The organism is Winogradskyella sp. ABM4_392 (assembly GCF_056160445.1).
On record NZ_JBSWXE010000002.1, the window covers coordinates 310,718 to 325,306 of the forward strand.

14 protein-coding genes are annotated in these 14,589 nt (G+C 33.5%); 3 read left to right on the forward strand and 11 right to left on the reverse strand.

Annotated features, from left to right (window positions below; genetic code table 11):
- Positions 1–13 precede the first annotated feature (13 nt).
- On the forward strand, positions 14–1,282 hold the full coding sequence (gene hutI / locus ACXAFS_RS07495) for an imidazolonepropionase (RefSeq protein WP_475306188.1): 1,269 nt from the start codon (positions 14–16) through the stop codon (positions 1,280–1,282).
- 26 nt (positions 1,283–1,308) lie between these two features.
- On the opposite strand, the gene ACXAFS_RS07500 is transcribed toward hutI, so the two are convergent.
- Positions 1,309–2,196 carry a chromosome partitioning protein ParA gene (locus ACXAFS_RS07500; protein WP_475306189.1) on the reverse strand — a complete coding sequence of 296 codons (888 nt, stop codon included), beginning with the start codon at positions 2,194–2,196 and terminating at the stop codon, positions 1,309–1,311.
- Between the two features lie 110 nt (positions 2,197–2,306).
- Between ACXAFS_RS07500 and ACXAFS_RS07505 the strand changes: the two genes are divergently transcribed.
- Positions 2,307–3,320 carry a formimidoylglutamase gene (locus ACXAFS_RS07505; RefSeq protein ID WP_475306190.1) on the forward strand — a complete coding sequence of 338 codons (1,014 nt, stop codon included), beginning with the start codon at positions 2,307–2,309 and terminating at the stop codon, positions 3,318–3,320.
- Complete coding sequence (locus tag ACXAFS_RS07510; protein WP_475306191.1) at positions 3,310–3,774, forward strand: GNAT family N-acetyltransferase; 465 nt, start codon at positions 3,310–3,312, stop codon at positions 3,772–3,774. Before ACXAFS_RS07505 ends, ACXAFS_RS07510 begins: the two co-directional genes overlap by 11 nt.
- Here ACXAFS_RS07510 and ACXAFS_RS07515 read toward each other — a convergent pair.
- The 10 genes from ACXAFS_RS07515 to ACXAFS_RS07560 all read right to left on the reverse strand — a co-directional run bounded on the left by ACXAFS_RS07515 (position 3,771) and on the right by ACXAFS_RS07560 (position 14,453).
- On the reverse strand, positions 3,771–5,426 hold the full coding sequence (locus ACXAFS_RS07515; RefSeq protein ID WP_475306192.1) for a SulP family inorganic anion transporter: 1,656 nt from the start codon (positions 5,424–5,426) through the stop codon (positions 3,771–3,773). The two genes, ACXAFS_RS07510 and ACXAFS_RS07515, sit on opposite strands and share 4 nt — an antisense overlap.
- A gap of 107 nt (positions 5,427–5,533) precedes the next feature.
- A complete protein-coding gene (locus ACXAFS_RS07520) occupies positions 5,534–6,253 on the reverse strand; it encodes a hypothetical protein (RefSeq protein ID WP_475306193.1) in 720 nt (239 codons plus the stop codon).
- Positions 6,254–6,256: 3 nt separating this feature from the next.
- The gene (locus tag ACXAFS_RS07525; protein ID WP_475306194.1) at positions 6,257–7,957 is read right to left on the reverse strand and encodes a hypothetical protein; all 1,701 of its coding nucleotides are present in this window, start codon (positions 7,955–7,957) and stop codon (positions 6,257–6,259) included.
- A gap of 89 nt (positions 7,958–8,046) precedes the next feature.
- Positions 8,047–8,595, reverse strand: a complete 549-nt coding sequence (locus ACXAFS_RS07530; protein WP_475306195.1) for a hypothetical protein — start codon at positions 8,593–8,595, stop codon at positions 8,047–8,049.
- Between the two features lie 66 nt (positions 8,596–8,661).
- Positions 8,662–9,015, reverse strand: coding sequence for a four helix bundle protein (locus ACXAFS_RS07535; RefSeq protein WP_138433445.1), 354 nt, complete (start codon positions 9,013–9,015; stop codon positions 8,662–8,664).
- 87 nt (positions 9,016–9,102) lie between these two features.
- Positions 9,103–10,338, reverse strand: a complete 1,236-nt coding sequence (locus ACXAFS_RS07540; protein WP_475306196.1) for a DUF6638 family protein — start codon at positions 10,336–10,338, stop codon at positions 9,103–9,105.
- A gap of 70 nt (positions 10,339–10,408) precedes the next feature.
- Complete coding sequence (locus ACXAFS_RS07545; RefSeq protein WP_475306197.1) at positions 10,409–10,999, reverse strand: NUDIX domain-containing protein; 591 nt, start codon at positions 10,997–10,999, stop codon at positions 10,409–10,411.
- Between the two features lie 4 nt (positions 11,000–11,003).
- Complete coding sequence (locus ACXAFS_RS07550) at positions 11,004–11,297, reverse strand: hypothetical protein (RefSeq protein ID WP_475306198.1); 294 nt, start codon at positions 11,295–11,297, stop codon at positions 11,004–11,006.
- A 58-nt stretch (positions 11,298–11,355) separates the two neighbouring features.
- On the reverse strand, positions 11,356–13,317 hold the full coding sequence (locus ACXAFS_RS07555; protein WP_475306199.1) for an AAA family ATPase: 1,962 nt from the start codon (positions 13,315–13,317) through the stop codon (positions 11,356–11,358).
- An 86-nt stretch (positions 13,318–13,403) separates the two neighbouring features.
- Positions 13,404–14,453, reverse strand: coding sequence for a hypothetical protein (locus ACXAFS_RS07560; protein ID WP_475306200.1), 1,050 nt, complete (start codon positions 14,451–14,453; stop codon positions 13,404–13,406).
- Positions 14,454–14,589 lie beyond the last annotated feature (136 nt).

Consider the following 14,589-nt stretch of genomic DNA (forward strand, 5'->3'; position numbering starts at 1 on the left):
AAAAAACCAACTTATGTCCATTCTTATAAAAAACATAAAACAGCTTTTACAAGTTCATGATTATAATGTAATGATTGTTAAAGGTGAAGACATGAAAAAACTTCCTGTCTTAGAGAATGCCTACCTCTATATAGAACACGATACCATTATAGAATATGGTGAGATGGAATATTGTGAAGGTATTGAAGCTGAAACCATTATTGACGCGACAGGAAAAATTGTTTTACCGTCGTGGTGCGACTCGCACACGCATATTGTCTATGCTGGCAATAGAACATCAGAATTTGTAGATCGTATAAATGGATTGAGTTATGAAGACATTGCCAATCGTGGTGGTGGGATTTTAAACTCTGCAAAATTACTTCAAGACACCTCTGAAGATGACTTATACGAACAATCTATTAACCGTCTTGAAGAGCTCATAAGAATGGGAACTTGTGCTTTTGAAATTAAGACAGGTTATGGTTTAACAGTTGAAGCTGAATTAAAAATGCTTCGTGTCATAAAACGTATTAAACAAGAAAGTCTTGCTAAGATTACTCCTACGCTCTTAGCTGCACACGCTATTCCTTCAGAATATAAAACCAAAAAGGACGAATATGTTAAGCTCATTACAGAAGAACTTATTCCGAAAGCATCAAAATTAAACATTAGCCATTATATTGATGTCTTTTGCGAGAAAGGGTATTTTGATCTAGAAGACACAGATGCTATTCTTAAAGCTGCTGCAAAATATAACATGCGACCGAAGATTCATGTCAACCAATTTAATATACTTGGTGGTGTTGGTCTTGGTGTAAAATACAATGCTTTATCTGTAGATCATCTCGAAGAATTGAATGATGACGACATAAAAGCTTTAAAAAAGTCTGATACTATGCCAGTGGCATTACCTGGTTGTTCTTACTTTTTGAGCATTCCGTATACTCCTGCTCGACAAATTATTGATGCTGGTTTACCTATAGCTATCGCTACAGATTATAATCCTGGCTCTGCTCCTAGCGGAAACATGAATTTTATTGTAAGTGCAGCTTGTGTAAAATTGAAAATGACTCCTGAGGAAGCTATAAATGCGGCAACTATTAATGGTGCCTATGCTATGGGAATAAGTAGTATGTATGGTAGCATTACCAGAGGAAAAAAAGCAAATCTAATTATTACAAAACCATTAAGCGACTATAGCGAAATACCATATGCTTTTGCTCACGACCCTGTTGAGCAAGTTATTATTAATGGGCAATTAAAGGATATAAAAAATCCGGAAGAAAACCTCCGGATTTAACTATCAATCAATCAATCTTTGAAATCTTACTTCAAAGTAAACTCAGAAGTCGAAATCAATTCTTTATCGTTAAAAACGTTTACTTGGTAACGTCCTTTCTCAAAATCTGCATCTTCAGACTGTGCTATATATTCACAGATATTAAGGTTTCTGTTTTCGTAATTGAAACGGCTAATTAAACTGTAATTCAATACTTGATCTTCAAACTGTACTTGGTCATTAGTTCCTAAAACATTGTTCTTAGGGTCAATAACTTGTACGTATAATTCTTTGTCACCTGCCTCTGTTAGTGTGTTCTTTGCAACAGTAAAACAGATTTTAATTTTATCGCTTCGTCCTGCTCTTTCAGTAGGTATTTGTCTTCCGCTACGTCTTTCAATAACTCCCATACCTTTTAAACCAACAGTTTGTAATGCAGCCGCATCTTCAACAACACTTGCTAACTCTGTGTTTTGTACTAATAAAGAATCTGTAAATACAGTACGCTCTGCTAGTTGTACTTGTGTACTATCTAATGATGTAGCTAAATATTCGTTTTCTACCTTTAAACGATCATTTTCAACTAATAACTCATCCATTTCTTCCTGTAGCGCTAAGAATTTCTTTTTGTATCTCCATAAAGAGTTAACACTATTTTGAGATACTTTTAAAGAATCCATTAAGCCTTGTATACGCTCTCTTGCCTCAATTAAATCCTGATCTTTAATCTCGCTAGCTGCAATGGCTTCGTCATATTGCTTTGCCATGTTGTTAAGATCATTCATCACTTGTTGCTTTTCAGTAATAAGTGTTTTTTCAGTCTCTTTATTATCTGTATATAATTTAGAAGCGTAAAATGCAGTTCCTAAAAATAATACTAATAGTATACCTAATCCTACTTTAAGACCGATGCTTGTTTTTTGTGAACCTTCCATAAAATTTGTGTTTAAGTAATTTGTTAATTCTTGTCTTTTTAATCTAATTTAAGGGTTAAATTTTTTAAATAAAGCTGTACTTTTATTTCAATCTTTAATTAAACATCCAAATGCAGAATCTCGTATTATTTACTTCAAAAGATCGCGATACACTTTTAAAGCTTCGTAAAGGAGAATCAAAATTTGGAGAACATATTCAGTTAATATCTAACCTCACTAACATATACGATGACATTGCCGATTTAGATGTTGACTATGTTATTTTTGGTGTTTCTGAAGATATTGGTGTTTATGCAAATTACGGACAAACAGGCACTTACACTGCCTGGCAAGCTGTAATAAAAGTTTTGTTAAATATTCAAAATAACAGCTTTACAAACCCCAAACGTGTTTTGATTTTAGGTCATCTTGATTATGGTGAAGCAAGAAAGATGGTAAAAGAAAAACCATCAAAAAAGAATGTTGCCAAAGCCAGAGCTTTTGTTGAAGAGATTGATAAAGATGTGACATATTTAGTTTCTACTATTATAAAAGCAGGAAAGACACCAATTATAATTGGAGGTGGACACAATAACGCTTACGGAAATATTAAAGGGCTATCCTTAGCTAAAAACGAAAGCGTAAATGTCATCAACTTTGATGCACATACCGATTTTAGAGCAGAAGAAGGACGACATAGCGGAAATGGGTTTAGCTATACCTATGCTGAAGGGTTTTTAAAAAACTACTTCATTTTTGGTTTGCATGAAAACTACACGTCTGACAAGCTTTTTAAAACACTAAAAAAAGTGAAAGCCATTAAGCACAATACATACGAAGCATTAGAAGTTAGAAACGAATTAGACTATAATGCTGAAATAGAAAGAGGCCTAAATCATATCGCTTCTAAACCTTTTGGCATTGAAATAGATTGTGACGCCATAGAAAATATTCCTAGTAGTGCTGTGACTCCAAGCGGATTTAGTACCAAACAAGCCAGACAATTTGTAAGTTATTTTGCCAAGCATAACAACGCAAGTTATCTACACATCTGTGAAGCAGCACCAACCAAAAAAACTGAATCTAAAGTGGGAAAACTTATCACCTATTTAATCACTGATTTTATTAGAGCTAATGGACGTTAAAATTGTAGATTATAATTCACACCACGCAAAGCACTTTTATGAACTTAATATTGAATGGTTAAAGACCTACTTTTATGTAGAGCCTTTTGATGAAGAAGTGCTTAGTAAACCAGAACAATATATTATTAACAAGGGTGGTTACATTTTCTTTGCTTTAAAAGATGAAACTGTAGTCGGCACTGTAGCGTTAATGCCAACAGAAGAATCTAATGTTTTAGAATTGACAAAAATGGCTGTACTACCAGAAATGCGTGGCCATAAAATAGGGCAAAGACTTTTACAACATTGTATCGATTTTGCCAAAACAAAACAGCTTAAAGCCCTTCTACTCTATTCTAATACCAAATTAGAAAATGCAATTTATCTATATAGAAAATATGGATTTAAAGAACTAAAATTAGAATCTAATAGCCCTTACGCACGTTCGGATATAAAGATGTTATTAGAATTTTAAAGTTTAAAATGCGACTTTAAATAATCAAAGGCGCCATTAATATTTTCAAAAATATGTTCTTCTGAAATTAAATCTGGTACAATGTCTATAGATACTAATTTGTCCTTTGGTTGCTCTTGGATAGCGGTTAATAAGACTTGTATACCTCTTTGTTCTAAATCTAAAACGGCATTTTCTAAAGCATACAGACCAGATTGATCTATGTATGGCACACGATCCATACGTATAATTAATGCTTTAACTTGTTCTGGTATGTTCTTTATTTCATCTTGAAAATGCGATGTAAACCCAAAAAACAAAGGTCCATAAAGGTGTTTGATGTACACCTTGTCTTTGTATTCTTCGTAGAACTCAACTTCGTCTTGCCATGGTTTTTCGCCATCAAAACCAGCAATGGTACCAACTTCCATTCCTTTTTCACCAATGTCACTTGCGCGTTTCATAAATAATAAAGAAGCTAGTAACAATCCAATACCTACTGCCTGAATTAAACTACCAAAGGTTGTAATTAACAATACAATTATTAAAACTACAGCATCTGCACGTGGCACTCTTAATAAGTGTTTTAATCCTTTAACGTCAATAATTTTAAATGCAATAGGAATTAGTAAACCTGCTAAAACTGACAACGGAATATAAGCTGCTAATTTTCCTAAGCCTAATAAAACTGCTAACAAGAACAAACCATGCACTGCACCAGACAATCTTGTACGTCCACCTGAATTGATATTTATAACCGTTCCTTTTGTCGCACCAGCACCTGGAATACCACCAAAAATGGCTGCGATAGCATTTCCAATACCTTGACCAATTAATTCTCTATTACTGTTGTGCTTGGTTTTGGTCATATTATCTGCAATTACAGAGGTTAATAAGGAATCAATAGAGCCTAAAACCGCTAAAACTAAGGCATACTCTAACACTAAGGCATAAGCACTAGCATCTATAGAAAATAATCCTGATACTTGTAAACTTGGTAAACCTGAAGGAATATCTCCAATAATTGGTACGTCCCACTTTAAAAAGAAACTTGCCACAGAAGCTAATACTAGAGCTACCAATGCACTCGGAATGGCTTTAGTGATGTATGGAAATACCAAATAGACTACAACTGTAAATGAACCCAAAGCAACTGCTTGCAAATTAAAATCAGAGAACAGTCTAGGTAAGTCTTGCATTACCAACCAGGTCGATTTTTCTGAACCTAAACCTGCAAAAGGAAACAATTGAAGAATAATGATAATGAGTCCTACTCCACTCATAAAACCAGAAACCACAGGATACGGAAAGTACTTTACATAACCTGCAATATTTATAAGCCCAAATACAATTTGAAAAATGCCACCCAATAAAAACGTTAATATTACTATTGGCATAGCTGCTTCTAAACTACCTGTTATCTCAATAGCAGCAGCAACCAAAGCCGCAGATACAACAGTCATTGGACCAGTTGGTCCACTGGCTTGTGTTGTTGTACCACCAAAAATAGCCGCAAAAATACCAACAGCAATGGCACCATAAAGTCCTGCAATAGCTCCTAAACCAGATTGTACACCAAATGCCAGTGCTAATGGTAAAGCTACAACACCAGCAACTAAGCCACCTGTTAAATCACCTTTTAAATTTTTAAAATCGTAGAATTTTGAACTCATAGGTTGCGTTTCTTGAAATTTAGGTTAAATATAATCTATAAAAATTTGAACTAAAACTATAATTAATCTACATCGTCGTTTTTAGGATGACGTCTATCAAAATCATTTTACAGATCTTCTCTTATTTTTGAAGCAAATTGTCTAAGAACATAGTGTTCTTTAAGACAATCATTATAATAGTTTTCGAGTTCTTTATGGTGAATTTTTAATCTAGGAATATATATCTTATTCAGTTCTATTTTATGATGCTTATATAAACCAAACATTTTCTTTTCCGAAGAAATATTAATCCATTTATAGTCTTTAGCATACTGTTTTACCAACTCAATAATAAATCGCTTTTCAGGTCTGTTATATTCGCCATCCTTTCTAAGGTATTTATCATTAATAAGGCGTAAATAATAGCTAAGCTCTACTTTCTCATTCAATTCATTATTAGCTTGAATAATATACCTTAAAATCTCATTACAAAACTTATCATTTCCTTGGCACTTATCATTTACAACTTTAAAATAAAAGCTTTGATAATCACGCTTTCTCAGTCCATTGAAATACGATTTTTCATCTTTAAAACGAACTAACTGGATATTCTTAGAAATTAATAAATTAAAAATTGACAATCTGTATGTCCATAGAGCAAACATTTTCCAATCTTTTTTTTCTGAAAAAGAGACAAAATCATATTCAAAATTAGGATCGGTATAGATGACATATAGACCTATATCATCACAGTAATAGCTATCAAAATCTATGTCAAAGACTTCTTCGCTTAAACGCTTTCGCTTGTAGAAATAAAAATTAAAAAGTTTGAATTTAGCTATTATCAACTTTTAGTTATTGGTATTTAAAGCCTTCAAAGAATCAATCTGACGTTGTAAAGCATCTATCATTTCTGAGTTTTCATTAACCTGTGGAATGGTTTTTAGAGAGTCTATCTGCATTTGCATTAAATCTTCATCTTTTGGTTGCTCTTGGAAGTAGTATCCAATACCTTCACTAGATCTCCAAGCTTCGTTTAATTGATTATATACAGTTTCATCCCAAGTGCTTGGATGCTTTACATCGATCCAAATCACATCACGATATTCGCTATCGATTAAGACTAAATCTGGTGTAGCAGAACCATCAAACTGTTGTGCATTTTCCTCACTTATTGAAGAAATTGTTCCTAGAAAGAACATACGCTTTCTACCTGCAATATCTTTTATATAAGGTCTAAATTCTACTGGTGTACTGGCTTTCCAATCGTATTCTTTACGAGATTCTTTCACCTTTAATGGCATCGCAGAAACGCCTGCATATCCTTGCTTTTTGGTTGCATGGTCATAGTAATACATCTTGTCCGTTCCATCTGCTGGCACAAACACACTATAGCTCAAACTGGTACGCTCCTCACCTACTGGTTCTAAACCAAACCAATGGTATAAACCACTGTATGCATCTGAGTTACTTCCTGCAAAATCAAAATCTGTCACATAAGGTTGCTGATTTTGATCTTTTGGCATTAGTGGAATTTTAACTGCAGTTTCCATATTCCATGGTAAAGGATCACTAAAGCCACCTAAAAACTTTAAAGATTCTGCTTGTAACTGCGATACACTTTCAGCCAGAGTATTCTGCTTTTGCAAAAACTTGTAATTCTTTATTTCGTCTGGACTTACAAACGTGCCTTTACCAATGGCTACGCGCTCTATGTAATCATTAAAATCGTGTTCACCACTCTCAATGATCATTACACCTCCAAAGGTTGGATACGGAAAGAAGAAACCTTTCCACTTAATTAAACTTACCACTTGCACCCAAGCACCTTCATCATTTTTCATGTAAAACGTATCACTTGGCTCATAATTAAAGAGCATCCAAGGATTAAAACGCTGTACAACTGCATTGTATGTATTTCTACTAAACTTCAGTGATTCACCTATAGAAAAGGTAACATCTATTCTATTTTCGTTTGAAAATCTAGGGAATGGTGTGGTACTACTCACAGCAAAAACTTCTTCCGTATTGTCAGTTACTTGCTGCATAACGTATTTCTCACTTGGCTGAATGGCCATTGTCCATTTATTCTCTGTACCAATTCTTACCAAATGTGGTAGCGATACATCTTTGGTTTCGCCTACACTTTCATTAGCCATAGAAAAAATGTTTCTGAGAGGCTGAATACGTTCGTTTTGAGTTAATGGTAATTCATCAATTTCAACTTTATTGAGGCTATTGAATACATTATAGGTTTTCATGTAACCGTAAAGGCCTTGATTCCATCCGAGAAAATACAACAACCCAAAAAACACAATTAAAATGCCTAAAATTCCTAATCGACCACCTGTATTTGCTGTTTTTCTGAACTTTCTTAATCCTAAAACTAAGATGATAACACTCAGTAGAATTACAAAAATGTATTTTCTAAAGAACAATAACACTGGTTGGTAATCGTCTCTAAAAAAGAACAATAGTATAAGTAGTAACAGTCCAACAATTATTGTTATTGTTTTCTGTTTTTTTCCTTTATTCCAATAGTTTTTTATCATGACTTCTCATTCCTGCGAAAGCAGGAATCTCTTTTTTATTTATTCTACTTTATTCTTTTTATGAGATTCCTGCTTTCGCAGGAATACTGTTACATAAGACCCTTATCTTTTAATCGGTCACGTGCAGATTTTTGTTCTGCTTCTGGTTCTGGGTCTTTTGCAATCTCTTTCTTTGCCTCTTCTACTGCTTTATTATCCTTATTTTTTAAATCTTCGATGAGATCTTTGCCCTTTTCCATTGCATCTTCTACAAAATCACTCAAAGAATCACTTTTTTCTTCAACAACCTCTGTGGTTTTAATCACAAAATTAGCAAGGTATGTTCCTATTAAGGTTCCTGTAGCAAAGGTTGCAAAGCCAGATAATGCAAAGTAATTTGAAAAGATTTCGATTGGTGTTAAAAACTGTAGTATCAATCCTACAACCAACAAAGTAATTACTACAAAAAGTAATCTTGGAATAAACGGTTGTTTATAAATAAATCCTTTTGGATTATTAGCTTTCATTTGTAACTCTTTGCTATTCATTATTTTATTAATGAAACGATACGCACCATTTCCGTTAGACTCTCTCCAATACAGAAAAATGCCGAATAAAATGGCTGAAACGAAAATGATGATGTCTATTCCTAATCCCATGTTATAATTTAGTTTGAAGCAAGAAGTTAGAAGATTGAAGCTCTATCTTTATGCTATATTATTATATTATTTCACTTTATTTCTAAAAGCAATCGTCATATTCATTAAATCAAAACAATCTTTATAAAAACCGTCAAAAACTTCTTGACTAATATAACTTCTTCGTTTTGCTTTATGCAAACAAGTTACGACTTCTGCAATTGAACGAATTGAATATCCTAAAAACTTTCTGAATTCAGCACCAGATTGCAATATTGAACCTTCAGAAATATTCAGTGCTACTGAATCTGAAGCTCTTCGTATTTGAGATGATAAATTATAAATTTCTTTTTCAGGAAACAACTCTGTGAGCTTATCCATATTATCACCTAAGTCCATTGCCTTTTGCCAAATTAATAAGCTTTCAAATTTAAACTTCATGCTATTAGTCTATTTATATATAAAATTGTTACTTCTAGCTTTTAACTCCGTACTTCCTGCTTCCTGCTTCAAGCTTCCAACTTAAATCTATATATTGTTACTAATCGTATCAATCACCCAATCCTGAAAAGATGCATCCCAAGTTTCATAATTCTTGTAAAACTGCTCTTTATCATACCAATACAAGAATAACACATCCTTTGGCGCAATATTTATTAATAACTTATGAATTAAATCACGATGTTCTGCCGATAACGACGAATGTGGTTGATGCAATGCAAAATACATTGACTCATCTACCATGTCTTCAATTTTGTAAGCATTACTTCGTTCTAATTTTTCTAAATACAACTCCACTCCCATTACTTGTTTTCGAGCTGAAATATCGATTTTATTTAAGTAACTTTTAAAAAGCGCTTTGCTATCTAAAATCTCTTTTATAGAATGTTCAGTTTCTTTTAGTTTGCTGAATAATTCAAACTTTTTAATACGATCATAATTAGGTGTTTTTACCATATATTCTAGATCGCACTCAATAATGATATGGCTTTTAAGTTTTTCAACCAATTCTGGTTGGCTGATATGATAAATCAACACATCATGAACCGTATCTTTTATGGCTTCTTTATAAGAATTTTCATTTTCGAAAACCAAAATGGTTTGAATAAAATCTCGCAACAAGTACACACCTCCAAAGGCACGTGTATAAAACGAACCTGTGGTATAATGCAATGCATGAAGGTTTAAATCTCTATTGCGCAAATCTCCGTAGGTCTTTGCTGATTCGAGTAATTCGTTATGAATGTCTTCATCAATAAAATTATTGCCGGTTCTAAACTTATCTACTAATTGAAGCTGCTCTTTTTGTCGTTCTTCAAGGTTATCTATAAGTCTAAAACTAATGCTTACATCATCGTATTTTAAAATATCTAAAGGCTCATAAAACACATCAATATCCTGATCAAAATCGATACAGATAGCTGAATCTCTGGTAATATCGTTAATCTTGCTTCCATGTGTTCTAAAGATGTGTTGCATCATATCTCTATCGAAAGAATGAAACGGCAAATACACTGGTTTTCCTTTTTGTAAAGGTGAAATAATGATACCATGTGGATTGGCATCTCCATGGTTTAGGTAATGTACATCCTTCTTTTCTTCTGCTACTTCTGGACTCCAACCAACACCATCTATGGAAAAGGAAGTGAGCTTGGTCTCTTTAAAACCAAGTGTTTTTAAACATTTATTGTAGCGCTCTACCAGTTTACCACTTACTGGTATAAGTTCGCTTCTGTATAGATTTGCTTGTTTTAATTTGTTCATTGTATTGCCGCCTTTCGACTACGCTCAAGATGAACTTAAGCGCTAATTTTTTGTTTTTTGAGATTCCTGTCTACACAGGAATTAGTTTATTTATCTGTGCATATTGCAATAACATAATAGTTTTTGCATCGATTATATTTCCATTTGCCATCATTTCTATGGCTTTTGCCAATGGGATTTCTAGAACTTCTATATCTTCATTAAGACTTTCTAAACCACCTCCTTCATTGATTTTCATCTCATCAGTATATTCTCCAACAAAACAAGAAAACCGCTCTGTGCTACCACCTGGTGTTGCAAAAGCGCTATAAACTTTTTTAAGTTCAGGGATTTTATAACCTGTTTCTTCTAGCAGTTCTCTTTTCATGGCTTCTGCTGCGGAAGTATCATCATCTTCTAACATTCCTGCAGGTACTTCTAATAAAAAACCATCTTCTACTCCATTCATATAAGCTGGTAAACGGAATTGCTTTACCAAAATAACGGTTTGCTTTTCTACATTATACAACAAGGCTGCTGCTGCATTGCCACGTTCTAAAACTTCCCAAGTATTATCAACCCAATTTCCGTCTTTTAATTGATAATTAAATTTTACCTGAGATAAGGTAAAGTATTTATCTGAAAGAACCGTTCGGTTGATATTTTTGATACGTTTGGTCATAAGACTACAGTAAGAACTTTATAAAACCAAACACTATAAGTATAATTAGAATAAAGACAACACTGAAAATCTTAATTTCCTTTTTACGTTGTTTTTGGACATTTGCTTTTATTTGTTCTTTAATTTTTAATAGCTCTTCTTCAGATACTGTTTTAAATTTTGGCTTTTTCTTTACTTCAGAAGAATAAATCCCTTCCCTATTGTTTTGTTTAAACTTGTCACGATTAGATGGACGCTGCGCTCGGTTTTGTTTCATCCGATTTATCATATCCAAAACATGTCCTGCACCTAATCCCATGATTTTTATTTAAATAGCTTAGATTCCTGTCTTCGCAGGAACGATAACTAAATTCTTTTTAATTTCCTTTTCCAAAACGTTCTCTTGCCTCAGTTTCTATATTTAATTGATCAATTCTGGCATCAACTTTACGTTTAAAATCAGTATCTGCAATCGTTGCTACATTATCTAAATAACGTACTACTTCTTGTCGTCTAATGTCACTAAAATCGAGACCTTTCATGTTGGCTCGCATCAATTCTTGAAGCATACCGAATTTGGTTTCATAATCTTTTTTGAAATACACGTCAGGATTATTGAACCAATCATCTTCTAAATCGAAATCCGTTAAACGCAAAGACACGGCTTTTTGAATGTTTCGTACATCACGAGATGAGAAGAATGGAAATATCTTCTGAATTTCAGTATATAAATGCGCATAGAACATATGCTCATCATCTTTATATTTACTCGATACTTTATCAAACGTATCTAATACACGTTCTTCAGTTGGCTTATCTATTTTTTCTAATATTTCGCCTAGATTCTTAGCTACTTTTTGTGCATCGAGATAGTTATAATCGCCAGGATTACTCATATTTATGAAATCTGGCATGGTGTCTTCGAGCTTTCTCCACCATAAATAATCCTGGTCTACAAAGTCTTTTTCATTTCGTGCTCCATCTATCTTAAATCGTCCTTGCACACGCGAAATCACAGCCTTATCCAACATTTCTGGTAAGTTGGTAAATAAACCTATTGAACTGTTACCATAGTTAACTGCATAAGCGCCTTCGGTATATCTAAGAAATACGCCAATCACTTCCTTAACACCTGCAGAAACACCTTGTGTGGTACGCTCTTGCAGGTTATTCTCTGCATCATCAATTGGTGCAAAAATGAGACGTGTTGGATCTTGCAAAGGTTTCATCCACTCCACCATTTTCTCTGCTGAACCACCTTGAAATGTTGAAATCAAAGTATCTGGCATTGGGTGAAATAAAAATGGAATGTCTAAATTTTCGCTATGCTCTTTTAAACGTGTTGCAATAGCTGCGATAAGCATACTTTTACCTGTACCAGGAATACCATAACCCATAAACACTGGCATAAAACCACCAAGCTCTTGAAATGGATTCTTTTTTGCTTCAAAATCGTAGCTTAATAATCGCTCTGTTAATCGTCTGGCAAAATGCTTGGCATCTTTGTTACCAACAATTTGTTCAAATTGAATTTTATTAAACTCTACACTTACTGATGTTCCTGCAAAAACGTTGTTCCAACCATCAATCGTGAAGTCTGAATTTTCTAATTTAAACGAACGATCTTCAATCGTATCTGTATATTCTAAGGTACTTTTTCTTAATTGAATTTCATCAATAAGCGCTTCAAAATAAACAACCGTAAAATCAATAACATCTTTGTCAGTTTTAATAATATCTGGATGGCCTAAGTACTTATCATAATAGAATAATTGACACGAAATTCCTTTTAAAGGCGATAAAAATGACACTTCTGGGATGCCTGCAAACTTCTGCTTCATTACCGATAAATCGTCTGAAGCATGCGGTTTTAAATCGTGCAGAATTTTATAAGCTGTAGCAAATAGCATAAACGCTGTTGCTGTAAGCATTTTGCTTTCGTATTCGCGTTTTCCTGAGTTATCTAAAGCAGATTTGTTTTCTGCTAAAGTTGATAAACCCGAAGCATCATAATAACTATCCTTTACCCAAATACCAAGTGTAATACCTTCTTGTACAGCATATAATGTTTGATTAAGGTATAACGGAATTGCAACCGACTCTGGTAATAATTTCTTTTTTAAGCTTAAAATGGTTTTTGAAACTGAGGTTACAGAAACATTACTGCCATTGTTAGCACGCGATAGATACAACAGAATGGACTCGTCCTTACCGTTGTTGTCTCTATTCTTAGCACGCTGACTTTGCTCCCATTGAATAGATTTTAGGTAAGAGGTTGCTTCATCTCGAAGCATATTGAGTTCATTTTGTTTTATTGGAAAAGTTGAGTTGTGTTGCATTTTTATACTTTTTCATCATTGCGAACAAAGTGAAGAAATCTTTTTAATTGAAAAGATAACCACGTCACTCTGTTCCTGTTATGACGTTACTTTTTATTTATTTTTAAATCAGAAACCTGAACTGGCGGAATTGCCAACTTATTCATGATTTCTGGTGTTTTGTTATATAGTAATTGTATGATTCTATGTGGTGCGAAAACATAACGCTGTCTAAACGGACTTGCCCATTTTTGAAAGGTTTGTTTGCTAAAAAAACTACCTTCCTTAAATTCACTTTTAGATACGAGTTCATCTACCTTAAATGAAACTACAAATGATTCTAACGGAATATCTTTCTTGGCAATACCATCTAAAATAGCATGTGTTATTTTGTTTTCATCTTTAGCAAACACATTATGTATTGGGCCTAAATCTATACGTTTAATGAGTTTTGGCAAAACCTTTGGTAAACGCTTGTCTATGGCATAAGCCATGGTATCTAAATTCATTTCACGATCTGACGTATTCTTTAGAACCGAATAAATCTCGTCCTTGTATGAATTAACATCTCTCCCATCGTAATTAAAATACATGTAGCAAACAAAAGGCCTGTTGTGAGTTACATCATAAAAACTCCAACTTACCATATGCTCAGCTGGTGAGCCTTGCGGTGCAGCTATAATCTTACCTTGTACAAAACGATTGAAGATATACTCTTTCTTAGCAGATGTGTAATAAACAATAGATGCTGCCTGAAACAATTTACGCTTAGAAATTGGTTCTTTCTTTCGCATCAACGTATCTAGAAATTCATCTTTTAGGATATCAATATCTGTGAGTTTGGTTAAAAACTCTTCGCGCAACTCTAGATCATTAAAGAGATATCTAAATTCTAAATAATTTGGAAAACTAGAATCTGTAAGATCTACCTTCATGTTTTCCTCATCGTCATACATGTACTTTACACGCATGGCTTCGATAGAATATAAAAGTAAATCGGTATACTGCTTAAACAGCAATATTTCTTGTTGATTAAGTATTTGCTTAGCCTGTACAGCTGTAATTAGTTCTTTAAGCGTAAAATCTATCATTTTGTGATAGAACACATACTGCTCTTTAGAATCTAACACTGCGGAATCTAATGGTGTAACTATCATCTATTTGAATCTTCTTTAGTTTCGTTAAATGATGCATGAATGGCAAATAATGCAATGCCTAAAATAAATCCAAATAAAATGGAACCTAAATAGTCATTGTTTCCATGAACAAAATAAATAACAATACTAAAAACCA